This is a genomic window from Micromonospora sp. DT81.3 (assembly GCF_049847225.1).
GTDB lineage: Bacteria > Actinomycetota > Actinomycetes > Actinomycetales > Microbacteriaceae > Microbacterium.
Map to the genome: position 1 here is coordinate 161,329 of NZ_JBNCNY010000001.1, position 24,700 is coordinate 186,028.

25 protein-coding genes are annotated in these 24,700 nt (G+C 68.4%); 9 read left to right on the forward strand and 16 right to left on the reverse strand.

Annotation, left to right across the window (positions count from 1 at the left end; all coding sequences use genetic code 11):
- Positions 1–42 precede the first annotated feature (42 nt).
- From ACPW96_RS00825 to ACPW96_RS00840, 4 genes are all read left to right on the forward strand, one after another.
- Complete coding sequence (locus ACPW96_RS00825; RefSeq protein ID WP_425881662.1) at positions 43–2,175, forward strand: beta-galactosidase; 2,133 nt, start codon at positions 43–45, stop codon at positions 2,173–2,175.
- A 47-nt stretch (positions 2,176–2,222) separates the two neighbouring features.
- Positions 2,223–3,575 carry an ABC transporter substrate-binding protein gene (locus ACPW96_RS00830; protein ID WP_425881663.1) on the forward strand — a complete coding sequence of 451 codons (1,353 nt, stop codon included), beginning with the start codon at positions 2,223–2,225 and terminating at the stop codon, positions 3,573–3,575.
- Positions 3,576–3,754: 179 nt separating this feature from the next.
- Positions 3,755–4,714: a carbohydrate ABC transporter permease gene (locus tag ACPW96_RS00835; protein ID WP_425881664.1), complete on the forward strand. Its 960-nt coding sequence runs from the start codon at positions 3,755–3,757 to the stop codon at positions 4,712–4,714.
- Positions 4,711–5,634, forward strand: coding sequence for a carbohydrate ABC transporter permease (locus tag ACPW96_RS00840; RefSeq protein WP_425822595.1), 924 nt, complete (start codon positions 4,711–4,713; stop codon positions 5,632–5,634). Before ACPW96_RS00835 ends, ACPW96_RS00840 begins: the two co-directional genes overlap by 4 nt.
- A 489-nt stretch (positions 5,635–6,123) precedes the next feature.
- On the opposite strand, the gene msrA is transcribed toward ACPW96_RS00840, so the two are convergent.
- The 4 genes from msrA to ACPW96_RS00860 form a co-directional block, all read right to left on the reverse strand.
- Positions 6,124–6,669 carry a peptide-methionine (S)-S-oxide reductase MsrA gene (gene msrA, locus ACPW96_RS00845; protein ID WP_425822593.1) on the reverse strand — a complete coding sequence of 182 codons (546 nt, stop codon included), beginning with the start codon at positions 6,667–6,669 and terminating at the stop codon, positions 6,124–6,126.
- On the reverse strand, positions 6,666–7,184 hold the full coding sequence (msrB, locus tag ACPW96_RS00850; protein ID WP_425822591.1) for a peptide-methionine (R)-S-oxide reductase MsrB: 519 nt from the start codon (positions 7,182–7,184) through the stop codon (positions 6,666–6,668). The genes msrA and msrB overlap by 4 nt, the downstream gene beginning before the upstream one ends.
- A gap of 117 nt (positions 7,185–7,301) precedes the next feature.
- Entirely contained in the window at positions 7,302–7,589 is a 288-nt protein-coding gene (locus ACPW96_RS00855; protein ID WP_425822589.1) for a DUF1905 domain-containing protein, read from the reverse strand.
- Positions 7,590–7,616: 27 nt separating this feature from the next.
- On the reverse strand, positions 7,617–8,027 hold the full coding sequence (locus ACPW96_RS00860; protein WP_425822587.1) for a DUF1761 domain-containing protein: 411 nt from the start codon (positions 8,025–8,027) through the stop codon (positions 7,617–7,619).
- A 93-nt stretch (positions 8,028–8,120) separates the two neighbouring features.
- Between ACPW96_RS00860 and ACPW96_RS00865 the strand changes: the two genes are divergently transcribed.
- Both ACPW96_RS00865 and ACPW96_RS00870 read left to right on the forward strand, forming a co-directional pair.
- Positions 8,121–8,765 carry a TetR/AcrR family transcriptional regulator gene (locus ACPW96_RS00865; protein WP_425822585.1) on the forward strand — a complete coding sequence of 215 codons (645 nt, stop codon included), beginning with the start codon at positions 8,121–8,123 and terminating at the stop codon, positions 8,763–8,765.
- Positions 8,766–8,775: 10 nt separating this feature from the next.
- Positions 8,776–9,297 (forward strand): GNAT family N-acetyltransferase, encoded by a 522-nt coding sequence (locus tag ACPW96_RS00870; protein WP_425881665.1) that lies wholly within the window; start codon positions 8,776–8,778, stop codon positions 9,295–9,297.
- Here the strand turns inward: ACPW96_RS00870 and ACPW96_RS00875 are convergent.
- The 10 genes from ACPW96_RS00875 to speB form a co-directional block, all read right to left on the reverse strand.
- The gene (locus tag ACPW96_RS00875) at positions 9,225–11,123 is read right to left on the reverse strand and encodes a serine/threonine-protein kinase (RefSeq protein ID WP_425881666.1); all 1,899 of its coding nucleotides are present in this window, start codon (positions 11,121–11,123) and stop codon (positions 9,225–9,227) included. The genes ACPW96_RS00870 and ACPW96_RS00875 overlap by 73 nt on opposite strands.
- Positions 11,124–11,299: 176 nt before the next feature.
- The gene (locus ACPW96_RS00880) at positions 11,300–12,889 is read right to left on the reverse strand and encodes a peptide ligase PGM1-related protein (RefSeq protein ID WP_425881667.1); all 1,590 of its coding nucleotides are present in this window, start codon (positions 12,887–12,889) and stop codon (positions 11,300–11,302) included.
- A 4-nt stretch (positions 12,890–12,893) separates the two neighbouring features.
- Positions 12,894–14,021, reverse strand: coding sequence for an adenylate/guanylate cyclase domain-containing protein (locus ACPW96_RS00885; protein WP_425881668.1), 1,128 nt, complete (start codon positions 14,019–14,021; stop codon positions 12,894–12,896).
- Positions 14,011–14,400, reverse strand: coding sequence for a response regulator (locus ACPW96_RS00890; RefSeq protein WP_425881669.1), 390 nt, complete (start codon positions 14,398–14,400; stop codon positions 14,011–14,013). The genes ACPW96_RS00885 and ACPW96_RS00890 overlap by 11 nt, the downstream gene beginning before the upstream one ends.
- Positions 14,400–16,676 (reverse strand): ATP-binding protein, encoded by a 2,277-nt coding sequence (locus ACPW96_RS00895; protein WP_425881670.1) that lies wholly within the window; start codon positions 16,674–16,676, stop codon positions 14,400–14,402. The genes ACPW96_RS00890 and ACPW96_RS00895 overlap by 1 nt, the downstream gene beginning before the upstream one ends.
- 128 nt (positions 16,677–16,804) lie before the next feature.
- On the reverse strand, positions 16,805–17,242 hold the full coding sequence (gene arfB / locus ACPW96_RS00900; RefSeq protein ID WP_425881671.1) for an alternative ribosome rescue aminoacyl-tRNA hydrolase ArfB: 438 nt from the start codon (positions 17,240–17,242) through the stop codon (positions 16,805–16,807).
- Between the two features lie 17 nt (positions 17,243–17,259).
- Positions 17,260–17,895 carry a cyclase family protein gene (locus tag ACPW96_RS00905; RefSeq protein WP_425882133.1) on the reverse strand — a complete coding sequence of 212 codons (636 nt, stop codon included), beginning with the start codon at positions 17,893–17,895 and terminating at the stop codon, positions 17,260–17,262.
- A 7-nt stretch (positions 17,896–17,902) separates the two neighbouring features.
- A complete protein-coding gene (locus ACPW96_RS00910; RefSeq protein WP_425881672.1) occupies positions 17,903–19,303 on the reverse strand; it encodes a purine-cytosine permease family protein in 1,401 nt (466 codons plus the stop codon).
- A 27-nt stretch (positions 19,304–19,330) separates the two neighbouring features.
- A complete protein-coding gene (locus ACPW96_RS00915) occupies positions 19,331–19,726 on the reverse strand; it encodes a YybH family protein (protein WP_425822567.1) in 396 nt (131 codons plus the stop codon).
- Between the two features lie 66 nt (positions 19,727–19,792).
- On the reverse strand, positions 19,793–20,695 hold the full coding sequence (gene speB / locus ACPW96_RS00920; RefSeq protein ID WP_425881673.1) for an agmatinase: 903 nt from the start codon (positions 20,693–20,695) through the stop codon (positions 19,793–19,795).
- A 158-nt stretch (positions 20,696–20,853) separates the two neighbouring features.
- On the opposite strand from speB, the gene ACPW96_RS00925 reads away from it, so the two are divergent.
- The 3 genes from ACPW96_RS00925 to ACPW96_RS00935 all read left to right on the forward strand — a co-directional run bounded on the left by ACPW96_RS00925 (position 20,854) and on the right by ACPW96_RS00935 (position 23,810).
- Positions 20,854–21,438, forward strand: a complete 585-nt coding sequence (locus ACPW96_RS00925) for a helix-turn-helix domain-containing protein (RefSeq protein WP_425822563.1) — start codon at positions 20,854–20,856, stop codon at positions 21,436–21,438.
- Positions 21,439–21,549: 111 nt separating this feature from the next.
- Positions 21,550–23,298, forward strand: coding sequence for an FAD-dependent oxidoreductase (locus tag ACPW96_RS00930; protein WP_425881674.1), 1,749 nt, complete (start codon positions 21,550–21,552; stop codon positions 23,296–23,298).
- Between the two features lie 71 nt (positions 23,299–23,369).
- Complete coding sequence (locus tag ACPW96_RS00935; RefSeq protein WP_425881675.1) at positions 23,370–23,810, forward strand: nuclear transport factor 2 family protein; 441 nt, start codon at positions 23,370–23,372, stop codon at positions 23,808–23,810.
- A 101-nt stretch (positions 23,811–23,911) separates the two neighbouring features.
- Here the strand turns inward: ACPW96_RS00935 and ACPW96_RS00940 are convergent, their stop codons facing one another.
- Both ACPW96_RS00940 and ACPW96_RS00945 read right to left on the reverse strand, forming a co-directional pair.
- Complete coding sequence (locus ACPW96_RS00940; protein ID WP_425881676.1) at positions 23,912–24,214, reverse strand: hypothetical protein; 303 nt, start codon at positions 24,212–24,214, stop codon at positions 23,912–23,914.
- Positions 24,215–24,294: 80 nt separating this feature from the next.
- The gene (locus ACPW96_RS00945; RefSeq protein ID WP_425822555.1) at positions 24,295–24,573 is read right to left on the reverse strand and encodes a hypothetical protein; all 279 of its coding nucleotides are present in this window, start codon (positions 24,571–24,573) and stop codon (positions 24,295–24,297) included.
- Positions 24,574–24,700 lie beyond the last annotated feature (127 nt).

Consider the following 24,700-nt stretch of genomic DNA (forward strand, 5'->3'; position numbering starts at 1 on the left):
CCTCCGCAGGCGGCCCCGCGAGACAACGGAGTGACGCATCGCATGGCAGCGAACCCGCCGTACAGCCCCAGCCGGATTCTCTTCGGAGCGGCCTACTACGCCGAGTACCACCTCGAGGATCGGACTACCACCGACCTCGACCTGATGAAGGCGGCGAGCTTCTCCGTCATCCGCGTGGGCGAATCGGTGTGGTCCACGTGGGAACCGCGCGACAACGAATTCGACCTCGACTGGCTGCGGCCGGTACTCGACGGGGCGCACGAGCGAGGAATCTCCGTCATCCTCGGCACGCCGACCTATGCGGTGCCGCCGTGGCTGCAGACTGCCTACCCCGAGATCGCGGGCGAGCCGCGGTCGCGAGCCCCGATGCCCTGGGGTGCACGCCAGGAGGTGGACTACTCGCATCCCGCCTTCCTCTTCCACGCCGAGCGGGTGATCCGTGCGGTGGTGTCGCGCTATGCCGACCACCCCGCGGTGATCGGGTACCAGGTCGACAACGAACCGGGGATGCTGCTCTTCCACAATCACGGTTCGTTCCAGCGGTTCGTTCGTCGGCTGAAGGCGACGTACGGCGACGTCGAGACCCTGAACCGCGAGTGGGGCCTCACGTACTGGTCGCATCGGCTGAGCGACTGGTCCGACCTTTGGCGGCCGGACGGAAACACCGTCCCGCAGTACGACCTCGCCTGGCGCCGCTACCAGGCCGAGCTCACGACGGAGTTCATCGCCTGGCAGGCGGGCATCGTGCGCGAGTACGCGCATCCGGGGCAGTTCGTCACCACGTGCATCGCCTACCCGCGGCCGGCGGTCGATGACGAAGCGCTCGTCCGCAGCCTCGATGTGACGGCCGGCAACCCGTACTACGCGATGCAGGACCACCTCGATGCGACCGCGTCGCTCGACTCCGTCACCCCGTGGACGACCTCCGGTGTCGCGGGTCTGCTCCGCCAGGCCGACCGGATGTTCTCGTCGAAGCAGTCACGTTTCCTCGTGACCGAAACCGACGCCTCATCGATCGGCGGGCCCGAGTTCAATCTGCCGCCGTACCCCGGCCAGCTCCGGCAGGCCGCTTACGCCCTGATCTCACGCGGCGCGGCGATGATCGAGTACTGGCACTGGCACAGCCTGCCGTATGGCACCGAGACCTACTGGGGCGGGGTGCTGCCGCACAGCCTCGTTCCCGGACGGGTCTACCAAGAGCTCTCGGTCCTCGGTGCCGAGCTCGCCGCGGTCGGCGAGCGGCTCGACGGGTTCGAACCGGATGCCGATGTCGCCATCCTGTGGTCGACCGACAGCCGATTCGCGCTGGAGTTCAGTCCGCCCTTCCCCGACGCGCACGGGCATCCCGACCGCAGCTCCTACATGCGCATCTTCGACGCCTTCCATCGCGGCGTGCTCGACGCGGGAGCGCAGGCGCGGATCCTGCACACCGGACAGGCGCGCGATCTGGGAGCCGGAGAACTGGCGGCCCGCTTCCCGGTGCTCGTCGCGCCCGCCCTTTACGCAGCAACGGATGCGGACCTCGATCTGCTGCGCGACTACGCCGCCGTCGGTGGGCACCTCGTGATCGGCATCCGCACCGGCTACGCCGACGATGAGGCGCGAGCGCGCGTCGCCGTCGCCCCCGACCGGCTGCACGAAGCGGCCGGCGTGCACTACGAGGAGTTCTCGAATCTGCACTCCGAGGTCCCGGTCGAGGGCTCGGGTGCGGGCGCCGCTGCGGTCACGGGTCTGGGCGCGCTCGAACCGTCCAGCGGCGCGATGGCGACGATGTGGGCCGACGGGCTCATCAGCGACGGCGCCGACGCGCTCGTCTCCTACCGGCATCCGCGGTTCTCGGCCTTCCCCGCCGTCACGACGAACGCGCACGGCGACGGGCGCATCACCGTCGTCGGCTGCCTGCCCTCCCCCGCGCTTTCAGCAGACCTCATGCGCTGGGCCGTTCCCGGCCCGCTCGCCTCCGCACTGGCCGAAGGCGTGGCCTCGCCCGTCACGATCTCGTCCGGGCTGCTGCCCGACGGCCGCCGTGCGTGGTTCGTCTTCAACTGGAGCTGGACCGAGACCACGATCACCCTCGCCCGACCGGTCAGCGATCCGGTCAACGGCACCGCCCACCCGGCGGATGCAGATCTCTCCCTCGCCGCATGGTCGACGCTGACCTTGATCGACGGATGAGCAGACCGGGACGCCGCGTCCCGGTTCCACCAAGAGAAGGAATGGACATGAGGAAAGCACCAAGAACAGCGCTGGCGCTGGGCTCGGCCGGCGCCGCCGTAGCGCTGGTCCTCTCGGGATGCACACCCGGGACCACCGGGGACTCGGGAGCGGACGGCCCCATCACCCAGGAGCAGATCGATGAGGCATTGAGCACCCCCACCGAGCTCACCTTCTGGACGTGGGTCCCGGAAATCGAGAAGGAGGTCGCGCTCTTCGAGGAGAAGTATCCCGAGATCGACGTGAAGGTGGAGAACGTCGGCCAGGGTCTCGCTCACTACCAGAAGCTGCGCAGCGCCATCGAGGCCGGCGAGGGCGCCCCGGATGTCGCGCAGATCGAGTACCAGTACATCCCCTCCTTCGTACTGCCGGAATCGCTCCTCGACCTCGCGCCCTACGGGGCCGACGACCTGGCCGACGACTACGTGGAGTGGGCGTGGAACCAGGTTTCGCCGGACGAGGCCGTCTGGGCGATCCCGCAAGACGTCGGTCCCATGGGAAACCTCTACCGGGAGGACATCCTGACCGCGGCCGGCATCACCGAGCCGCCGGCGACGTACGAGGAGTATGCCACCGCGGCGAAGGCCGTCAAGGACGCGACCGGCTCGTACATCTCCAACCTCGGCGCAACCCAGGCCGGCCAGATGATCGGCTTCTTCTGGCAGGCCGGCATCAAGCCGTTCGCCTACGACGGCCAGGAGACGGTGAAGATCGACGTCAACAACGCCGAGGCCAAGGAGGTCGCGACGTACTGGACGGAGCTGATTCAGGCCGACCTGATCTCCACCGACGTGGACTTCAACGACGCCTGGTACCAGGGCCTCGCCAGCGGGAAGTACGCCGGGTGGCTGACGGCGGCCTGGGCCCCGGTGTTCCTCCAGGGCACGGCCGAGGGCACAGCGGGACTCTGGCGCGCGGCACCGCTGCCGCAGTGGACGGAGGGTGAGCAGGTCTCCGGAAACTGGGGCGGTTCATCCGACGCCGTCCTCGCTTCCAGCAAGAACCCCATCGCCGCCTACGAGCTCGCCAAGTTCATCAACAACGACCCCGAGTCGGCCATGATGCTCGCGACCGAGCAGTTCCTGTACCCGCCGCAGGTGTCGGTGCTCGAAGACCCCGCCTTCGTCGACCAGGCGTCGGAGTTCTACGGGGGCCAGGAAGTGAACAAGCTGTTCGCCGAGATCTCGACGACCGTCGACACCGACTTCCAGTGGGTGCCGTTCATGGACTACGTCTACTCCACGTACGAGGAGACGATCGGCACGGTCGTCGCCGACAAGGGCGACATCGCAGCCGCGCTCGATGTCTGGCAGGACCAGCTCGTCAGCTACGCGGAGGACCAGGGATTCACGGTCGAATGAGCCCGCACGGGTGAGCGCATCCGAATGAGCACCATCGGCTGAATCCTCGCGGAGCGCTCGTCGCAGCAGCGGCGAGCGCTCCGCGCCCTACCCGGCCCGACCACCGTGCCGAGCCCGGCATCCATCGATTTCCGCATCATCCATCGATACCCCCGCATCCATCGATTGAAGGAGCCACCGTGTCGCAGTCACCGACGCTCACCGTCGAGCGTCCCTCCAGACCAGCGAAGCCGAAGCGTCACACGAGTCCCACCAAACGCAAGCAGTACCTGGCCGCCTACCTCTTCCTTCTCCCCTTCTTCGTCGTCTTCCTCACGATGCTCGTCGTGCCGCTCGTGTACTCCGGCTACCTCAGCCTTTTCGAGAGCAAGCTCATCGGCGGCGAGGTCTTCGCGGGTCTTGCGAACTACGCGCGCGCGCTCAGCGATCCTCAGTTCCTCGCCAGCCTCGGCCGCGTGGGGCTGTTCTTCGTCATCCAGGTGCCGATCATGCTCGGCCTGGCCCTGTTCCTCGCCCTCGCGCTCGACACCGCCCGCGCCCGTGGCTCGAAAGCCATCCGGCTGCTCGTCTTCATGCCGTACGCCGTGCCCGCCGTCGTCGCGACGCTGATGTGGGGCTACCTGTACGGAGCCGACTTCGGACCGATCGCCCAGATCGCCCGCTCCGTCGGACTCGGGACTCCGGACTTCCTCTCGCCCCAGAACATCCTGGGCTCGATGATGAACATCGTCACGTGGGAGTTCGTCGGCTACAACATGATCATCATGTACGCGGCCCTGCGGTCGATCCCGTCGGAGCTGTACGAGGCAGCCGAGATCGACGGTGCCGGCCAGTTCCGTCTGGCGTGGAGCGTCAAGATCCCCGCCATCCGGCCCGCGATCCTGCTCACCGTGATCTTCTCGGTGATCGGCTCGTTCCAGCTCTTCGCAGAGCCGAGCCTGCTCAACGCGATCGCCCCGGACGCGATCTCCAACGCCTTCACCCCGAACTACTACGCCTACAACCTCGCGTTCATCAACCAGGAGCTGAACTACGCGGCCGCGGTCGCCTTCCTGCTGGGGCTCGTCATCGCGATCGTGTCGTACATCGTGCAGCTCGGCGAGCAACGGCGCGAGCGTCGCGAGAGGGGCATGTCATGACCACGACAGAGACGCGCACACTGGTCACCGGCGCGGGCACCGGCCGACGCCGCCCCGCCCGTCGCTACGCCCCCGAGAAGCGCCGCAGCCTGCTGCTGACCGTGCTGCTCTGGCTGCTCGTGCTCTACTTCGTGCTGCCGCTGTGGTGGCTGTTCGTGTCGTCGACCAAGGACAATTCGGCGCTCTTCTCCACCTTCGGCATGTGGTTCGCCCCGGAGTTCTCACTCTGGGAGAACCTGCAGACGCTGTTCACGATCCGCGGCGGGATCTTCATCCGATGGATGCTGAACACCCTGGTGTACTCGGTGGTCTCGGCAGTCGGGGCCACGCTCCTGGCGACGATGGCCGGCTACGCGTTCGCCAAGTACGACTTCCCGGGGAAGAAGGTTCTCTTCAGCGCGACACTCGGCGCGGTGATGATCCCGCTGACCGCCCTGGCGCTGCCGACGTACCTGCTTTTCTCGCAGGCGGGGCTCACGGACACCCCGTGGGCCGTCATCATCCCGTCGCTGGTCAGCCCGTTCGGCGTCTACCTCATGCGGGTCTACGCAGCGGACGCGATCCCCGACACCCTCATCGAGGCCGCGCGCGTCGACGGCGCCGGCGAGTTCCGCATCTTCTGGCAGGTCGGCCTGCGGCTGCTCGGGCCCGGCCTCGTGACCGTTTTCCTGTTCTCGCTCGTCGCGACCTGGAACAACTACTTCCTGCCGCTGATCATGCTGAACACCTCTGAGCTGTACCCGATCACGGTGGGTCTCGCGCAGCTTCAGGCGGCCGCGTCCGCCGGGGGTGGAACGCAGGCCTTGTTCTCCACGGTCATCACGGGGTCGTTCGTCTCGATCCTTCCGCTGATCATCGCGTTCCTCTTCCTCCAGCGCTACTGGCAGTCGGGGCTCGCCGCGGGCAGCGTCAAGGGCTGAGGCACGCGGGCGCGGTGCTTCCGGGGCGCGGCGCTTCGGGGGCGCGGCGCTGGCGCGGTGCTTCGGGAGGACATCCCGGCTCCGGAGGACCGACTCCCCGGGATCGATCCTCCCAAGCCCAGATCTCCTCCCGAACCGGGTCGCGCGCGCCCGTTCGCGCCGCAGCGGAAGTGACGGGGCGCGGTCCTTCGGGAGGAGATCCGGGCCCGGAGGACGGATTGCCCGGGGATTCATCCTCCCGAAGCCAGATCTCCTCCCGGACCGGGTCGCGCGCGGCCGTTCGGGCGCCACAGGAAGTCGCGGGGCGCGGTGCTTCGGGAGGAGGTCTCGGGTCCGGAGGACCGATTCCGACGGAACCGTCCTCCCGAAGCCGGATCTCCTCCCGAACCGGTCGCGCGGGGCCGCATCCGGATCAAGGCCGTACAACTCCCGGCCATCGGACGCCCGGGCGCCGAACCAGACCGCCGGGGAACGGACCCCGGCGCCGGACTAAACCGCCGCGGACTCCTGGCGCTTGGGCAGCACCCAACCGGCGCGCGGGAAGTGGCACGTGTATCCGTTGGGGTACTTGATCAGGTAGTCCTGGTGCTCGGGCTCGGCCTGCCAGAACGGGCCCGCCGGCTCGATGGTGGTGACCGCCTTCGCGGGCCAGAGGCCCGAGGCATCCACATCGGCGATCGTGTCGCGCGCGACCTGCTCCTGCTCGGGGCTGAGCGGGAAGATGGCCGAGCGGTAGCTCGATCCGATGTCGTTGCCCTGCCGGTTGAGCGTCGACGGGTCGTGGATCTGGAAGAAGAACGCGAGGATGTCGCGGTACGAGGTCTTCGCGGGGTCGAAGACGATCTCCACCGCCTCCGCGTGGCCGGGGTGATTGCGGTACGTGGCGTGCTCGTTGCGTCCGCCCGTGTAGCCGACCCGCGTGTCGAGCACGCCCGGCTGCCGGCGGATCAGGTCCTCCATGCCCCAGAAACAGCCGCCCGCCAGAACGGCGGTCTCGGTTCCTGGGGTGCGGGTGATGCTTCCGTCGTCGGTCATGATGCGCGCTCCTCGTTGTTCGTGGTGTCTGTGTTCGTGGTGTCCGTGTTCGTGGTGACTGTGCTCGTCGACTGCGGGAACAGCTTTCGGTACTCCCCATAGCCTTGCGCCTCGAGCTCTGCTGCGGGCACGAATCGCAGCGCCGCCGAGTTCATGCAGTAGCGCAGGCCGCCGGCATCCGCGGGTCCATCATCGAACACGTGCCCGAGATGACTGTCGGCGCCCGCCGAGCGCACCTCCGTGCGCTTCATCCATAGCGTACGGTCGACCTTCTCGGTGACCGCATCGGGCGCGAGCGGCCGCGTGAAACTCGGCCACCCCGAGCGGCTGTCGTACTTGTCGGTCGACGAGAACAGCGGCTGACCCGAGACGACGTCGACGTAGAGGCCCGGCTCGTGGTTGTTCCAGTACTCGTTGCGGAAGGCCGGCTCTGTGGCCTCCTCCTGGGTGACCCGGTACTGGTTCGGGGTGAGGCGCGCGAGCGCCTCCGGAGTCTTGCGGTAGTCCTGTGACACGTTTTCTCCCTTGTATGGCGCGGCTGGCTGCAGCGCCACTGAAGAGAACGGATGCCGGGGCACGGCTGTTCCGCGGTGGCTGTGAGCGCGCCGTGAGTTCTTCCGCCCTCGCCGGCCTCAGCTGATCCGCTCTGTGAGGCGCACGATCACGTCGTCGCCATCGCCCTTTCCGATCGCACGCCGGATGGCGGCGGTCACCGGCAGCTTGTGCGTGCCGTCGCCGAGCGCCATGAAAGCTCCGCGGAAGGGCTGGTCGTCGATGGTGCCGGCGACCTTGACGAGCCCCCGCGTGCCGAAGATCTCGGCGGAACCGGGAAGCTGCACGCACGTCCAGGTGTCTCCCTCTCGCACCTTGCCGAGGGTTGCGGTGAAGGTGATGTCGAGCGGACGGGGTGTCTGGGACATGGCTTTCCTTTCTACAGCGACGATCTGTCAGACGAAGAGACCGACGATCGCTCCGATGGCGACGAGCTTGAGGAGCCAGTCCCCCGCGTGCAGCAGCGCCGAACGCACCGGCACCTTCTCCCAGACCACGGATCCGGCGAGCAGCACGAGCGGCAGCACCCACAGCGCGAGCCCGAGCAGTGCACCGGCCGCAGGCCCGCTCCAGTCGGCGGCCAGCAGGAGACCAGTCATCAGACCGGCCACGAGCGCGCTGCGCACGAACTCGACGGCGATCTGCCATGGCCGCGTGCGCTCGTCGGCGGATCCGGCGTCTGCGGATCCGGCTGGGACGGATTGGTCGTTTGGGCCCGCGCGCACGCGCCGCGGCGCCAGCGCGTAGTACGCGGAGCTGAGGATGAAGGCGACGACCGCCGAGATCGCCAATCCGACTGCCCACATGCCGGGCCCCCTCGGTCGTATTAAGTACCGTACTGTATCTTTTACACAGTACGTCGACAAATCAGTACTGTCAAGTACTGAAGGGGGTGCACGATGGGCGGTGAAGCGACCGCACGACGAGGCCGCCCTCGCGGCAGCGACGGCGCGGAGCTGCTTGCCATCGCGCGGGCGGAGTTCCTCCGGCATGGCTATGCCCGCACGACGATGGATGCCGTGGCCGCCGCCGCACGGATCTCTAAGAACTCGCTCTACCGGGAGTTTCCGTCCAAGGGCGTGCTCTACGCCGCGGTGGTCACCGACTGGGTCGATCGCGGTCGCGATGCCATGCGTCCTCACACCGAGGTGCTGGCGGCGGCGCCGGACACCCCAGCCGCCCTCCGGGAATTCGCGCGCGTGCTGCAGGCGGCGATCCTGAGCACCCCCGTGCTTCAGATGCGCACGCTCGTCGCCGCCGAAGCGCCCCTGTTCCCCGAAGTCGCCCGCGATTACGTCGCGAGAAGCTGGGACCGCAACCTGGACACCCTCGCCCACGCCTTTCGCCGCCTCGCGGAGCGCGGGGCGATCGCGACCGATGCGCCGCGTACCGCTGCGGAGCAGTTCACGTGGCTGGCGATCGCGGCTCCCCTCAACCGGCTGACCCTGCAGGCGGGCGCCGAACACGTCCCGCCCGCGGAGCTCGATCGCATCGCCGACGAGGCCGTCGCGACCTTCCTCGCGCGCTTCGGGCCCCGCAGCTAGCATGAGCGGCATGGGTTCGAAAGACCGCTCGGTGCGGAGGGCCACTCCGGCTGATGCCCCGGCCGCCGCCCGGCTCCTGCACGACTTCAACACCGAGTTCGAGGCGGCGACTCCCGGCGTGCAGGTGCTCTCCGACCGCCTGCACACGCTCCTCTCGGGTGCGGTCACCTGGGTGCTGCTCGCAGGCGAACCCGCTGTCGGCATCGCCGTCGTGACGCTGAGGCCGAACGTCTGGTACGAGGGTCCCGTCGCCCTGCTCGACGAGCTGTATGTGGTGCCGGAGCTGCGGAGCCGAGGCATCGGCGGCGCGCTCATCGAGCGACTGCTCGCGGACGCGACGACCGACGGCGTCAGCGCGATCGAGATCAACGTCGACGAGGGCGATGTCGACGCCCAGCGGTTCTACGAGCGCCATGGGTTCAGCAATACGGACCCGGATTCGGACGAGCGCGCCTTCTATTACAGCCGCGAGCTGCTCAGCACATCGGTCTCGGCGATCTTCAGCACGCCGCCCTCTTCGACGAACCGGTAGGCCGTCACCTCCTGCACCACTCGGCCGTCGCGGTAGTAGTAGGTGAGCGTCGCCTGGGCCCGATCGGGCGCGGGCACGGTGACATCGGCGACCTCGACGTCGGCGATCGCGCCCCAGAACGCCTCGTATCCCCCGCGACCTCCCGCGTGATTCTGCTGGTAGTCCGCGGTCATCAGCGGCCACGCGCTGTCGAGATCACCGGGCAGCATCCCGTAGTAGCCGGTCACCGTGCCGATCACCCGTTCCTCGGCCGTCGGCGGGGGCGGTTCCGGCTCCTCTTCCTCCGAGGGCGGGGCGCTGGGGCTGGGCGCCGCCGAAGGGGAGTCGGCCGCTTCGGTCTCCGAGGGAGAGGGAGCGGTCGACGTCTGCCCGCCACCCGGGCTCTGGCTCACGCGGGGAGCAGCCTCCTGGCCGGCATCCGGCAGGAGGACGGGGAAGAGGCTCACGGCGCCTACCACCAGTGCGCCGATCAGCACGAGCGCACCGACGACGACGCCGACGCGCCGACGACGTTTCGGGGCCGGGGCCGAAGGGGCGCTCTTGGGAGGGGGCACGGATGTCGCGAGCGGGCCTGTCGGTGGTCCGGAGGCGGGCGGACCGAGCGGCTCGGTCTCGGCCGTCGGAGGTTCGTAGCGCGTGGGCTGATCCACCGGAATCGTCTTCCCGGTCGTGTCCTGCCCCGCTGGTGCCGGCAGCGTCTGCCCATCTGCGGGCACGGTCGGCCGCGTGATCGACTGCTGTTGCGTGCGGGATGCCGCGGCATCCACGACCGGGATCGTCAGCGGCCCAGGTGAGTCGATCGCCGACGCGGCGGCGTCCGCCACCGGGACCGTCGCCGGCGTGGGCGGGCCGATCGCCGGCGCCGCGGCAGGGGCGATCGGGATCGCCGGCGCCGCGGCATCGACCGCCGGGATCGCCGCCGGCGGAGCCGGATCCCCGCCGATGGGCTGCGTCGGGACGTCTTCGATCGGAACAGCCGAGGGGAACGGCGTCTGCCCCGGGAGCCTCGGCTCCTGAAGCTCCTTCAGCGTCGCGGCGATCGACGCCATCGTGGGCCGCCGCTTGGGGTTGGTCGCGAGCATCTCATAGAGCAGGGGGCCGAGCGACCCCGCGTGCTTGGGCGGCGGATAGCCGCCGCGCGCAACCCTGTGCAGGAGCGCGATGGCGTTCTTGTCGGCACCGAAGGGGGGAGAGCCCTCCAGCATCGCGTAGAGGGTCGAACCGAGCGAGAACACATCCGACGCGAAGCTCGATGGCTGGCCACGGGCGACCTCCGGCGCCAGGTAGGCCGGCGTGCCGTGGATCATGCCGGTCGCGGTGATGGTCGCGTCGCCGAGGGCGTGCGAGATGCCGAAGTCGCTGATCATCGCCGACCCATCCTCGGTGATGAGGATGTTCCCGGGTTTGACGTCCCTGTGCACGATCCGCATCTTGTGCGCCGCCGCCAGCGCCGACCCGATCTCAGCTCCGATCCTTGCCGTCTCCGCGGGAGTGAGCGTCCCGTGCTCGCGAAGCAGGTCCGAAAGCGGTGTCGACTCGATGAGCTGCATCACGATGCAGGGCTGCCCCTCGTGCTCCACGACGTCGAACACCGTCACAGCGTGCGGATGGTGCAACCCGGCGCTGATCCGCGCCTCGCGCATGGCTCGATCCGTCGCGAGCTGACGTTCGCGGTCGGTGAGCTCGGGCTGGGTGCGCAGCATCTTGAGTGCCACCGGTCGATGCAGTCGTTCGTCCCACGCCTGCCAGACGATGCCCATTCCGCCCGCGCCGAGCATCTTCACCAGTCGATACCGATCGGCGATGAGCGTAGTCGGAGTACTCATTGGTCGGCCTCCCCTGCTGACCTGCGGAGAACGCTACGCCCGCCGGGGCTGCGGCTCACGGGCTTGCGCGACGGCGCGGACTGTGGAAGGAGCGCTTCTACGCCGCGATCGCGTCGATCTCAGAGGGAGTCCGCACTCCGCCGACACCGGCGATGGAGCCGAAGCAGAAGCTTCCCTCAATCGGGGAGGGCGCGCTCCTGGCCTGCGGCTCGAGCTTCTGCAAGCAGCAGCTCCCGGGCCCGGTCGTACAGCCGCACGGCCTGCTCGGGGGTGTCGCCGACGGCGGTCATCCCCACTCGGCCGTGCTCTGTGATCGAGCTGATCATGTGAAAGACGATGCCGACCTGCCGGGACTGGTCGAAGTGCAGGCCGTGCCGGGCCACCACGTCGAAGAGGTCGCCGATCGAGATCGCCCGCAGTTCATCGGCCTCGAGATGATCCGTCGCCGCCAGGTGCTTCACGGACCCCTCGGGGGTCAGGAACAGCCCCGACCGCCCGTCGTACCTGCCATCGGTCAGGAACTGGAGGGTCAGGAACGGATGGGTCGTGCCGCCCTTCCGCAGGTTCAGCTCGATGGCGTATTCGGTCCACTCGCCTGCGGCATCCCGGACGACGACGAAATCGACTGCGAAGCGACCGAGCACCCCCTCGGTGGACAATCGTTCGCCGATCGCCATCGCCGGGCCGCTGATGAGCCGGGAGTACGCCTGGTCGGCGGGGAACGTGCAGCCGAGATACCGCTGGCCGCTGGCGCCGCCCAGCAGTTGATCGTGGGTCGACAGGAGCTCGACGACGCCGTCGGGTCGAATTCGCAGCTGCACACTCGGGCTGACGAGCTCCTCGCCGACGATCCGTTCCTCGACGATGCCGCCATCCGATTCGAGCTTGGCGACATACGCGTCGAACGACAGGTCCGGCGACTCCAGCTGCATCTGCTGAACGCGGTCCCGGATCGCCGCGCGTCGAGCGGGCTGGGGCACGGCGGTGACGCCATCCAGGTCCACCACTGCGTTCCCGGCCCCCGAGACACCGTCGTTCAGCTTCACTATGACCTGCCCCACGGTCGGCCGAGCGGTCAGGATCCCATCGATCGCATCGGCCACATCGTCGACAGTGTGCAGGTCCTCCACACCGAGTGGGAATCGGACTCCGACCTCACCGAACAGCCGTCGGCACCCGGTCTTGGTGCCCAGGTCGGCGAGTCGGGGATCGGCGCCGTACATCGGGATGCCGAGGGACAAGGCGATGTCCCGTTCGCGTGCGGTCGTGTTGTAGTAGATCAGGTGGCTGCACGCCCTGTCGGGTATCAGCCTCGCGATCTTCGACAGCATCCGGGGCCGCTCGAGCAGCTTCTCGCTCAGCGGCCGATCCGAGGAGTCGCCCACCGAGAGCGTGGTCAACCGTGCGAGTGCGTGGCTCGGAATGACGCCCGGCAGCAGGGCGAGGTAGTACTCGATGACCCTCGGATCGATCGGCATCGAGGTGACATAGATCATGCGCAACCGCGGCTGGCGCAGCAGGAGCAGGAGGAAGAGGGACCGTTCCTCCATGGCCTGCATCATGCTGCCGGTCCCCGGGGCCGAGCGATTCAGGCTCACCGATGGGATGACCACCACGGACTCATCATCGCGGTCCCGCTTCATCGAGTCCCATACGGCGCTCATCCGGTCCTGCAACCGCTGGAACCTGAGGTTGCGGGCTCCCTCGTCGAGGTCCGAAAGCGTGACCACCGCGCTGGGTGACTCCGTCGTCTCGAGTGCGGTCATGTCATCACCCTCCCGCTCGACTGGTCATGGCGGCGACATCGAAGGCACGGACCGGCCGGCTGAATCCGCGCAGCTCCAGGTCGCCGACCGGTTCGGCGACGACGAACTCCTCCGTCGCCGAGAACACGCGCTGCGTGACGAGGATCTGGCCGGGCCCCGCCGCCACGCACAGCCGCGCCGCGAGGTTGGTGACGCTGCCTATCGCGGCATAGTCGGAGCGCCCCTCGAACCCGATGCGGCCCAACGTGGCGAATCCCTGCGCGATGCCGATCCCGAAGCCGAGGTCGTGACCTCGCCTCGCCCACCCGCCTGCGAGCTCCGCGACCCGATGGCGCATCGCCACGGCCATCGTCACGGCTCGCTCTGCGGGGTTCTCGCAGGGGATCGGATCGTTGAAGAAGACCATGAGCCCGTCGCCCGTGAACCGCTCGAGTGTGCCTTCGAAGCGGTAGATGAGTTCGCCGAGCGCGGCGTGGAACTCCGCGAGCACGCCCATCACCTCTTCGGGCTCGCTGGACTCGGCGAAGGGTGTGAAGCCGCGGAGGTCGCAGAAGACGACGACGATCTCGCGGCGATGACTGGCCAGGAAGCCTTCCTCTCCGGAGTCGATCACCAGATCCACCAACTGCGGTGAAAGGAACCTGCGCAGTCGGTTCACCCGCTGGAGTTCTTCCACCTGGGCGCGCACTCGGCCCTCCAGCTCGCTGTTCCACGCCGCGAGTTCGAGCGACTGCCGTTGGATGGTGTCCTGGTAGCGCTTGACCCGCGCGAGCGAGGCGACGCGCGCCAGCAGTTCCCCCTGATTCAGCGGCTTGCTCACGAAATCGTCCGCGCCCGCTTCGATCGCGCGGACCTTCTCCTGGTCGCCGCTGGCGGTGATCATCACGACCGGCAGGAATTCGAAGCCGGGCATGCTCCGGATCCGCCGGCAGACCTCATACCCGTCGATGCCGGGCATCAAGATGTCGAGCAGGACCAGGTCGGCTCCGGAGGCGGGCAGAATCGCGAGCGCCTCCTCCCCGGACGAGGCCGTGACCAGCCGATACCCGCGGGGGCTGAGGACGGCGTCCAGCAGACGGAGGTTCTGTGGGAGGTCGTCCACGGCGAGAATGGTGATGTCGTCATCGGACACGGGTCCGCCCCCTGCTCAGGAACTCGCCGATCTGCGACGTGAGGGCGGGCACGCTGATCGGCTTGGCGATGTAGCCGTCGAAGCCCTCGCGAGACGTGCGCTCGCGGTCCTCCTTCATGGCGAACGCCGTGACCGCGATCACGGGGACGTCTCCGAGCCCCGGATTCTGACGAAGCAAGCGCAGCGCCTCGTACCCGTCGATTCCAGGCAGCTGCAGATCCATCAGCACCAAGTCGGGCGGCCGGCCCGCTGCGAGGCTCACCGCCTCCTCGCCCGAGCCGGCCGCCACCACTTCGAATCCCGAGGCGATCAGGACGTCACGCACGAGTTTCAGGTTGAGCGAGTTGTCCTCGACCACGAGGATGCGGTGGCCGGACATCAGACCGTCCCCGGTATCGGAACGGGGTGCCGACCGTCGCGGCCCGGCATCGGCTCCTCGGGCAGCCCGCCCACTCGCCGCAACGCCCCTACGAGCGCCTCGCGACCGATCGGTTTGATGAGGTATTCCGCGGCCCCGAGCGAGAGCCCGCGCGACTTCTCGTCGAGGATGGAGGCGATGATGACCGGGACGGTGCGTGTGGCGTCGTCCGCACGCAATCGGGTGAGCACATCCCAGCCGTCCAACCCTGGAAGGCGGATGTCTAGCACCACCGCCTTGGGCGAGCGCGCGCGGATCAGCTCCAGCCCTTCTTCCCCACTACGGGCAGGCACCACTTGAACGCCGAGTCCGTCGAGATACGCGGCTGTCAAGTCGAGCGAGGCGTGATCGTCGTCGATCACGATCACCACGGGCAGGTGTGCGGTGCCATCCGTCGACCGACTGGAGTCGGTGACCGCGTCAGCGAGCGGCACCGTGAATCCGAAGGTGCTGCCCACCCCGAGTTCCGTCTCCAGCGACATGGTGCCGCCGAGGAGGGCGACGATCCGGCGGCAGAGGGTCAGGCCGAGGCCGGTTCCCTCCTCGCTCTGCGCGCCGCGGCGACCCTGCTGGAACGATTCGAAGATCCGCTCCCGGTCTTCGGGCCGGATGCCGGTCCCATTGTCGGTCACGGAGACGTGCAGGTCGTCGTCTCGTCGCCGGGCGACGACGGCCACACGTCCACCGTCCGGAGTGAACTTCACGGCGTTGCTGAGCAGGTTGAGCAGCACCTGCTTGAATCGAAGCTCGTCGGAGTCGAGGGTCACCAGTCCCTCCTCCACCTCGAGAGTCACTCCGATGCCGTGCGCGGCCGCCCGTTCACGCACCATCGAGATCCCATACTCCAGCGCCCCCGTCACCGGAAAGGTCGAGCGCTCCAGCTCCATCCGCCCGGCCTCCACCTTGGACAGGTCCAGGATGTCGTTGAGCAGCTGCAGCAGGTGTCTCCCCGAGCTGAGGATGTCGCGCAGATACTCGTCCTGGCGCTCGTTGAGCTCTCCGAACATCCGCTCGAGCAGCACCTCCGAGAAGCCGATCACCGCGTTCAGCGGTGTGCGGAGCTCGTGCGACATGCTGGCGAGGAACTCGGACTTGTGCTGGCTCGCCACCTGCAGCTCCGCGGTCTTGGTTTCGAGCTCGCGGAACAGCTGGGCGTTCCACACCGCCAGTGCCGACTGGCTGGCGAACGTTTCGAGGAACTCGACCGTCTCGGCCGGGAAGTCGCCGGGCGTCTTGCGCCTTACCACGAGCGCGCCGATGATCCGCTCGCCTCGAAGCACCGGTACCGCCAGCACGGATCGCCAGCCGTCGTCGAAAAGCAGCCTCAGATGCGGATCCAGCGGCACGGTGCCGAGATCCGGCACCGCGATGGGGTGACCCGCCAGGGCCGCGCGGCCGACGAGTGTGGTGTCCACATCGAACGCGATCTTGCGCAGCCGCGCGAGGAGGTCCGGACTGGTCGCATACGCCGTGCGAACGGAGAACGATCGCTCGTCTTCGTCGTACTCCATGATCGAACCGCCGTCGCATTCGGAGAAGCGCACGGCGTTCATGATGATGTTGGACAGCACCTCGTCGAGGACGAGGCTGGAGCTGACGACGCCGCCGACCTCACTGAGAGCCTCGAGCTGCTCCACCTTGCGGGCAAGCTCGACTCCACGCTCTTCCAACTCGCTGATGAGGTGCACGTTGCGCACGACGACCGCGGCCTGCGCCGCGAACGCGCCCACCAGGGCGAGCGCACGATCGTCGAACGGGTCCACTTCCGTACGTACCAGAGACAGCGCGCCGACGACCTCGTCGTCCAGCAGCATGGGGGCCGCCATCACGGTTCTGAACTTCACGATCTTCTGGACGTCCTGCCGTCCGTACTCGGGATCGGCGAGGACGTCGGGCACCTGCTGGGTCTGCCCATCCTGGGTGACCCGTCCGAGCAGCGACGCGCGGTCGAGCTGAAACGGGCGTTCGCCCAGGTAGCTCACGTATTCGGTCGAGAAGCCCACCGAGGATGAGAGGACGAGGTGGCCTCCCTCGATGAGGTAGATGCCCGCGGCCTCGCACCGGCAGAGGCGCCGGACGCTTGCCACGATGCTGTGCAGAACGGCATCCGGCTCTGACGATGATCGGCCGAGGGCGATGAGGACCTCGTTCATCGCCGCGAACTGCTCGGTGGCATCACCGTAGCCGCGCTGGAGGCTTTGGAGTTCCTCCTCGCGGAGTTGCTGGCTGCGCCCCATGATCATGGCCTCCTCTCCAGAGACCTGCGTCCGCCCGCGACGTCCGGCGTCATTCTCCTCGCGGGACCCCCGCGGTGCAATACCGCCGGCCGCGCACGCGCCGGCTCCGAGGCGGGTGTGCGTGGGGGTCAGTCGTGCGGTGGCCGGCGCAGCCGCTTGACGTCGGTGCGCTGCTTCTTCGCCTTCAGGCGCCGCTCCTTGGCGCCTCGGCCGGCGGTCGTCGGTCGCCGCGACGGCGATGGTGGCCGCAGGGCCTCGGCCACGATGGCGGCGAGCCGGGCGCGCGCGGCATCCCGGTTGCGCAACTGCGCCCGGTGCTCGGATGCCGCGATCGTCAGCACTCCATCGACGAGGCGACCACTGAGACGCTCGAGGAGTCGCTCGCGCTGGAGCGGCGAGAGCACAGCGGAGCCGGCGGCATCCCAGACCAGTTCCGCACGGGAGTCGGCGGTGTTCACACCTTGCCCGCCCGGTCCTGAAGACCGTGAGAACCGCCATGACAGTTCGGACTCCGGAATCGTGATTCCGGCATTGACCCGGAGACCGGGGCGGTGGGCGGCGGGCATGGATCCATCATCGACGCTCAGAGGAACGCGACGGCGCGCACCGGTGCGCCGTCGCCACCAAGGCGAAGCGGGAAGAACCCGATCCGCAGGGTCGAGGGAAGCTCTCCGAGCTCGCACAGGTTCTCGACGATCAGCCCGCCGCCGCCGAGCACGACCTCGTGCACCGGAAAGTCGGTGAGGGCTTCATCGGTCAGATCCGGGCTCAGGGTGTCGACGGCCAGGATGCGCATCCCGCGCGCCAAGAGCTCGCGTGCCGCCGAGACGTCCAACGCCGGATGATCGGTGGCCCGAGGGTGGTCGAACCATTGGGCCCACCCGGTGTCGATGAGAACGATGGGCGGCAGGCGCGCGGGGATCGCCGCTCGCGCGTTGAGCTGATCCCACCCGTAGATCTGGCGCTCGCGGAGCTCCGGCATCCGGATCAGCAGCGCATCGCCCACGAGTTCGTCGATGGGAACGTCGGACATGGTGCGCCCGCCGGCGACGGTGTGCGATGGCGCGTCGATGTGCGTCCCGGTATGCGACCCGAAGCGCACCTCGGTGACGGCCACGCCGTCCCGTTCGAGGTCGAGCGCGGCGCGGATGTGCACGGCCGGATCGCCGGGATACACCGGCATCCCATCCGTGATCGGGTGGCTCAGGTCGCGAAGCATCGACACGTCACCGTGGCGAGGCCGCGGCGTCCGGATGCTCGGCCGCCGCATCGGTGAGATGCCTGCTCGGCTCGAACGGCGTCTTCGCCCGTCGTGGCCACGAGACGGCGAGGTAGACGACGAAGGTGAGGAGGAACGCGGGAATGGTCGCCCCGAACGGCAGTGGCCACACGTACGCCCAGATGTAGGCGGATGCCGCGCCGATCGCCCAGGCGACCACGGCGAGCCAGTTGATCCCCGAAGTGAACCAGTAGCGACCGCCGCGGGTGTTCAGGATGTCGGGGTGGTAGCTGCGGCGCGCGACGATGTAGTAGTCGACGATCATGATCGCGAAGATGGGCGCGAAGAGCGCGCCGATCGTGACGAGGAACGTCGTGAACTGCGCGAGCAGCCCGAAGAACGTCGCGCCGATGATGGAGATGACTCCGAGGACGATTGCGGTCGGGAGGAACTTCACCCGCCGCCCGGGGAGGGCGTTCACGACGCTCGTGACCATGCCATAGACCACCATGGTGTTGGTCGCCATGACCGAGAGGAAGATCGCGACGGCGAAGAGGGCGCCGAACGGCTCGATGATCGTCACCGGATCGAACGCGAGAGCCTCGCCGCCACGGAGCACCACGTAGCCGATGGCCGTCGCGCCGAGCGACATCGAGATCACCGTGGACAGCGTGTAGCCGACCCCGGAGCCGATGACCCCTGCCCGGGTGGATGCGGCGAAGCGATTGAAGTCGGCGGAGAGCACCGTCCACGAGATGGCCGTCGCGACGACGACGTCGAACGCGAGTCCGGCTGAGTAGAACGGCTCAGCCGGCGGGACGATCGTCGCGAAGTCCGACGGCGCGTACGTTCGGAAGACGACGACGAAGATGTAGGCGGCGATGGCGAGGATGACGGCCGCGAACCACGGTTCCACCCGTGCCACACCGGCGTGGCCGAAGATCGCGAGGATCACGACGATCGTCTGGCACAGCACAGCGAAGACCACAGGGCTCGAGAATCCGGTCATGGACTCCACGATGTAGTTGAGAGCGATGCCGGCGAGCATCGCCTGCACCCAGCTCCATCCCATGAGAATCAGCACGTTCGCCGCTACCGGAAGCAGGCTGCCGCGCGTCCCGAAAGGGCCTCGCGTCAGCGCCATGGTCGGCAGTCCCGTGCGCGTGCCGATGGCACCGATCGTCACCAGCACAGCGGCTCCGACGATCGTGCCCGCGATGATCAGACCGAGGACGAGCCCGTAGGGCAGATCAGGTACGAACAGCGTGCCGGTGAGCAGGGTGGTCACGACCAGGTTCGCCGCCAGCCAGATCATGAGGATCCGACCCAGGGAGTAGGTTCCGCGGACCGGACCGGCGTCATCCGATTGGTCTTCCAGGCGGCGTTCAAGGCGGGAATAGAGCGACATCGTCGGGCTCCTCGGGTGAGAGTCGGATCAGGGCTGGGGTGAGAGGTGTTCGTGGATCGCGAGAAGCGCGTCGGCCTCCGAGCGGAACACGATCGTCTCGCGCTCCGCATAGGACTCGGGTCCGTCGGGCGTCTGGACGGACGTGCTGACGGAATGGGTGAAGACGGCACCGCCGGCGAAGAGCTGCACGAGGCGGCCGCTCGACACGCAGGACGTCACGCTCCAACCGCTCTGCACCCACTCTCCCCACAGTCGTTCGTATTCGGCGCGGTTCTCGAGCCGTTCCGGCTCGGTGTGGAAGACGAAGGTCGCATCGGGCGCGAAGAGAGAGAAATAGCGCTCTCCGTCGGTGGCGGCGAATGCGTCGACGATCGCGGATGCCGCTGCGAGCACGTCTTGCTCGGTCGGAGTTGTCGGGTTCATTGCTTCCTCCATCGGGTGAGTCAGCTAACGGGTCGAGTCAGCCATCGGGGCTGGTCAGCCATCGGATCAGCGCGGTGCCATGGCGCTCACGAGCTCGTAGACGATGTGGCTCGCAGCGACGGCGGTGAGCTGCGCATGATCGTACGCAGGAGCAACCTCCACCACATCGGCACCGACGATCCGGAGGTCGGCGAGCGCGCGGATCATCCGCAGCAGTTCACGACTCGTCAACCCACCTGCCTCCGGTGTGCCGGTGCCCGGCGCATGGGCGGGGTCGAGCACGTCGACGTCGATCGAGATGTAGAGCGGCGCATCCCCCACCCGCGCCCGGATGCGGTCGACGGCGGCTCCCACCCCCTGCTCCTCGACGAACTCGCTGGTGATGATGGCGAAGCCGAGCCGCGAGTCGTCCTCGAGGTCGCTCTTCGCGTAGAGAGGGCCCCGGATGCCGACGTGCATGCTCGCCGTCAGGTCGAGAAGACCCTCCTCGGAGGCCCGCCGGAACGGCGTTCCATGGGTGATCGGCGCACCGAAATAGGTATCCCACGTGTCGAGGTGGGCATCGAAGTGCAGGACGGCGACTGGTCCGTGCGTCGCGGAGACCGCCCGCAGGAGGGGGAACGCGACGGTGTGGTCGCCCCCGATGGCGATGAGCCGATCGGCGTGCTCGCGCAGGCCTCTCGCACCCGCTTCGATCTCGGCGACCGCAGCGGCGATATCGAAGGGGTTGGCGACGAGATCGCCGGCATCCGCCACCTGCTGCGCTCCGAACGGAAACACGTCCTGGGCGGGATTGTACGGCCGGAGCAGTCGCGACGCCTCGCGGACGTGGGCGGGTCCGAAGCGAGCACCCGGTCGGAAGCTGACTCCGCTGTCGAAGGGGATGCCGACCACCGCGACATCCGCGTGCTCCACCTCGTCCAGGCGTGGGAGCCGGGCGAAGGTCGCGATGCCGGCGAAGCGGGGCACGACGCTCGCGTCCACCGGCCCCCGAGGGGTCGACGCGCCCCTTCCGGAGGGTTGCATATTTGACAACTTTCGATACTGTATAGACAACTACTGCGCATACCGTACGCCCGCGACAGCCGGTCGTCAAGCACTCGATGTCACCCCGGGAGGAGGAAGCCGTGCGTGCGATCCATCCTGCGGCGGATGAGGTGGCCACGCCGATCGGTGCGAAGCTGCGGTCGGCCCGGACCGCGCAGGGCATGACGCTCGCCCACGTCGCGGAGACCACCGGGCTGAGTAAGGGATTCCTGAGTCGCGTCGAGCGCGATGAGACGTCGCCGAGTGTCGCGACCCTGGTGCAGCTGTGCCAGGTGCTCTCGCTCCCGGTCGGAGCGCTCTTCACCGAGCCGGACGTGCAGCACGTGGCTTTCGCGGATGCTCCGAGGATCAATCTGGGCGGAGTGCACGCCGAGGAGCGGTTGATGTCTCCCCGCGGAGAGCATCGCGTGCAGCTGCTTCGGTCCGAGCTCGAGCCGGATGCGCACGGGGGCTCCGACCTCTACACGATCAACTGCGAGGTGGAAGTGCTCCACGTCGTGTCCGGAACCGTCGCCCTGCGCTTCGCCGACCGCAGTGTCGTGGTCACCGCCGGCGACGCGATCACATTCCCCGGCCGCGAACCGCACACATGGCATGTCGTGGGCGGCCGACCGGCCGTGGTGCTGTGGGTGTTGGTTCCCGCCCCCTGGAGTGGCTCGGCCTGAGCCGGCGCACCGAGCCTGCGGCGCGCTCCGGACATGGCGCGGCCTGCACCCGCCGCCGCCTCGGGCCCGCCGCCTCTGGCCCGCAGCGCGTGCCGACGATACACTCGCGGCGTGAGTGCAGGGTCGCCCGGTCGCGAAGAAGCCGATGGCATGGATGCCCCCGACTCGGGGCGTCAGCCCCCCGGCATCCTGGTCGTCTCTGCAGACCCGAAGTCGCGTGCGTCGCTTCTTGACCCCCTGCGTCGTCGCTACGCGCTGGACTACCGGATCATCGACGCCGAGAACCCCACGAGCGGAGTGGCGCTGATCGACCAACTGCGCGCATCCGGCGGCGACCTGGCGCTCGTGCTGTCCGACGACGCATCCCCGGTGGACGGGCACGAGAATGTGTTCGCGGCCGCCAAGCGGGCCTTTCCCGACGTGCGGCGCGGTCTGGTGATCGAGTGGGGTTCATGGGCCGACCGGACGACCGCCGACTCGGTGCTCCAACTCATGTCGCACGTGCAGATCGACTACTACGTGGTGCGCCCGCTGCACTCGCCGGACGAATCCTTTCATCGGGCGGTCACGGACTTCCTTCGGGAGTGGGAGGCGTCGGTCGGCAAGAGGCATCGCGGGTTCCTCGTGATCGGCGACGACGCACAGCCCCGCACCCATGGGCTCCGAACCCTCCTCGCCCGTGCCGGCGTGCCGGCCGAGCACGTCGCCGCGGATTCGCCGGACGCGATGTCGCTCCTGACGGAGTCGGGTCTGGACTACGAGGGCGTGCCGATCGTGCGAACGGCCGATGGGCGGATGCTGGTCGACCCGGATGACTCGGAGCTGGCTCGGGCGTACGGGCTGGAGACCGCGCTGCCCGACCGCACGGTCGACGTCGCCGTGGTCGGTGCGGGACCGGGCGGTCTCGCGGCCGCCGTCTACGCGGCGTCGGAGGGGCTGGACACCCTGGTGCTGGAGGGCGAGTCGATCGGCGGACAGGCAGGTTCCAGTTCGCTGATCCGCAACTACCTCGGATTCTCGCGCGGCGTCTCTGGATCGGAGCTCGCGCAGCGCGCCTATCAGCAGGCGTGGGTGTTCGGCGCACGTTTCGCGCACACGCGCCGCGTCACGGGCATGCGCCTCGCCGACGGGCGGTTCGAGCTCGAGGTGGCGGGCGGCGAGACGGTGCGGGCGCGGGCCGTCGTGCTCGCGACGGGCGTCAGCTACCGGCGGTTGGCGGCCCCCGGGCTGCAGCCCTTCGTCGGGGCATCCGTCTTCTACGGTGCCTCATCCGTCGAGGCCCGGGCGCAGGCCGGACGCGACGTGCTCGTGGTGGGCGGGGGCAACTCGGCCGGGCAGGCCGGCCTGCACCTCGCCCGGTACGCCCGCTCGGTCTCGCTGGTGGTGCGCGGCCCCTCGCTGGCGGCGAGCATGTCGAGCTACCTGATCGAACAGCTGGAGGCTGCGGGCGTCGGGCTGATCACCGGTGCCCGCGTCGTCGACGCGGGCGCGCACGAGGCGGATCACCTCGACTACGTCGTGCTCGAGCGCACCGAGTCCGGAGAGCGCACCGAGGTCTCCGCGCAAGCCGTCTTCATCACGATCGGCGCCCGTCCGCACACCGAGTGGCTCGCGCCCGAGGTGCTGCGCGACCAGTGGGGCTCCGTCATCACCGGTCCGGAGGTGCTGCAGGAGGGCGGTCGCCGGGCGTGGCTCGGAGGCGACAGAGGACCCGCGCAGCACGAGACATCCGTCCCCGGCTTCTTCGCCGTCGGCGACGTCCGCCGCGGCTCCGTCAAGCGGGTGGCATCGGCGGTCGGCGAGGGATCGGTCGTCATCTCGGCGGTGCACGCGCACTTGGGCGCGCACGCCGGCGGTTGACGCCCCCGTCGCGATAGACGCCCTATGCTCGGAGTCGCCCGGCGCCGGACCGGCCAGCAGAGGAGAGCCGCATGGCGAACGATGTCCGCACACTGGTCGAAGCGATGTTCGCCGGCGTGTCCGCCAAGGACGTGGATGCCGCGGTCGCCGGCATGTCGGACGACATCCGGCTCTACGATCCGCACTACCCTTACCCGGACATGAAGGGCATCGCCGAGGTGCGCGAAGGACTCACATGGGCCTTCGGCGGCATGAAGAGCATGGGTTTCGACATCGACCGCTGGTTCTCCTCCGACGATGGGCTGTCCGCGACGGTCGAGCTCTCCACCCACCACGTGCTCAACGTGGGCGACAAGCACCTCGACTTTCCGCAGGTGTTCGTGATCGACACCGACGGGACCAGGATCACGCGGATGCGCGCCTACGAGCCGTACGGTCCGCATGGCAGCACCGGCTTCGGCCTCGCCATCGGACACCGGATCTACCGGCTGCGCAACCGCCGCAGGCGTTAACGGGCTCCGGACCCGTGCATCCCTCCCCCGCGATGCAGATCACACCGCTTTCTGGAGGAAGCGGAACTCAGAGCGGCGGAGCAGCGCGCACCACCCTGCACTCAGATGGCGAGCAGGATTCCGCCGACGATGAGGCCGACCACGATGATCCCGGCTGCGATGTACCACGCCCAGTCCGGCGGCGTGAACTTGCCGCCGAACTCGATCTTCGGGGGCAGGGCCCCCTTCGGAGTGGCGGTGGCACCGGCGATGAAGGCCACGACGACCGCGGCGAGGAAGGCGACGCCGATGACGATGAAGCCGGCCTCGGACTGCATGATGCCGGCCACGATGCCGGCGACTCCTGCGGCCGCGCCGAGGATGTAGCCGACAACGGAGAGGGCGAGCTTGAGTTTGCTGTTCATGACCTTCTAGAGGCCGGGGGGCGCCGTTCAGATACACCCGGCGGCCGGAAGGCCACGATGCCCGGCGGAGCAGACCTTCTTCAGGACCGCCAGGGCATGTTCAGATCAGCGGGATCCACCTCGATGTCACCGACGTCGTCCGGACCGCCGGTGCCGGGGACCGCACGGATCTGATCGGGGTCGATGTCGTCGTCGATGCCCTCGGGAAGCGGATCGTCCTGCTTGCGCCGGGTCTCCTCCTCGCTCGACGGACTGTACGACATGTCCTTGCGCACCTGATCGCTCTCGGACAGGGGCGCCGGTGGCTGCTCCCCCGGGTCGCCGGTGCCGAGCCTGGGGGTCGATTCCTCTGGGGTCATGTCGATGACGCTATGACTCGAAGCCGTGGGCTGAAACCCCTTGACAGCCACCCGGTCCCTGAGCCTGTCGAAGGACGCCGCACAGAATCACCCGGTCCCTGAGCCTGTCGAAGGACGCCGCACAGAA

Excerpts from the sequence above, each read along its gene's own strand:
- ACPW96_RS00855 (WP_425822589.1), bottom strand. The coding sequence starts at position 7,589 with ATGTCCCAGACACCCCGTCCGCTCGACATCACCTTCACCGCAACCCTC.
- ACPW96_RS00830 (WP_425881663.1), top strand. The coding sequence starts at position 2,223 with ATGAGGAAAGCACCAAGAACAGCGCTGGCGCTGGGCTCGGCCGGCGCC.
- ACPW96_RS00880 (WP_425881667.1), bottom strand. The coding sequence starts at position 12,889 with ATGACCGCACTCGAGACGACGGAGTCACCCAGCGCGGTGGTCACGCTT.
- ACPW96_RS00895 (WP_425881670.1), bottom strand. The coding sequence starts at position 16,676 with ATGGGGCGCAGCCAGCAACTCCGCGAGGAGGAACTCCAAAGCCTCCAG.
- msrA (WP_425822593.1), bottom strand. The coding sequence starts at position 6,669 with ATGACCGACGACGGAAGCATCACCCGCACCCCAGGAACCGAGACCGCC.
- arfB (WP_425881671.1), bottom strand. The coding sequence starts at position 17,242 with ATGCCCGCCGCCCACCGCCCCGGTCTCCGGGTCAATGCCGGAATCACG.
- ACPW96_RS00905 (WP_425882133.1), bottom strand. The coding sequence starts at position 17,895 with ATGCTTCGCGACCTGAGCCACCCGATCACGGATGGGATGCCGGTGTAT.
- ACPW96_RS00890 (WP_425881669.1), bottom strand. The coding sequence starts at position 14,400 with ATGTCCGGCCACCGCATCCTCGTGGTCGAGGACAACTCGCTCAACCTG.
- ACPW96_RS00940 (WP_425881676.1), bottom strand. The coding sequence starts at position 24,214 with ATGAACAGCAAACTCAAGCTCGCCCTCTCCGTTGTCGGCTACATCCTC.
- ACPW96_RS00825 (WP_425881662.1), top strand. The coding sequence starts at position 43 with ATGGCAGCGAACCCGCCGTACAGCCCCAGCCGGATTCTCTTCGGAGCG.
- ACPW96_RS00910 (WP_425881672.1), bottom strand. The coding sequence starts at position 19,303 with ATGTCGCTCTATTCCCGCCTTGAACGCCGCCTGGAAGACCAATCGGAT.
- ACPW96_RS00840 (WP_425822595.1), top strand. The coding sequence starts at position 4,711 with ATGACCACGACAGAGACGCGCACACTGGTCACCGGCGCGGGCACCGGC.
- ACPW96_RS00870 (WP_425881665.1), top strand. The coding sequence starts at position 8,776 with ATGGGTTCGAAAGACCGCTCGGTGCGGAGGGCCACTCCGGCTGATGCC.
- ACPW96_RS00865 (WP_425822585.1), top strand. The coding sequence starts at position 8,121 with ATGGGCGGTGAAGCGACCGCACGACGAGGCCGCCCTCGCGGCAGCGAC.
- ACPW96_RS00935 (WP_425881675.1), top strand. The coding sequence starts at position 23,370 with ATGGCGAACGATGTCCGCACACTGGTCGAAGCGATGTTCGCCGGCGTG.
- ACPW96_RS00860 (WP_425822587.1), bottom strand. The coding sequence starts at position 8,027 with ATGTGGGCAGTCGGATTGGCGATCTCGGCGGTCGTCGCCTTCATCCTC.
- ACPW96_RS00945 (WP_425822555.1), bottom strand. The coding sequence starts at position 24,573 with ATGACCCCAGAGGAATCGACCCCCAGGCTCGGCACCGGCGACCCGGGG.
- ACPW96_RS00875 (WP_425881666.1), bottom strand. The coding sequence starts at position 11,123 with ATGAGTACTCCGACTACGCTCATCGCCGATCGGTATCGACTGGTGAAG.
- ACPW96_RS00915 (WP_425822567.1), bottom strand. The coding sequence starts at position 19,726 with ATGAACCCGACAACTCCGACCGAGCAAGACGTGCTCGCAGCGGCATCC.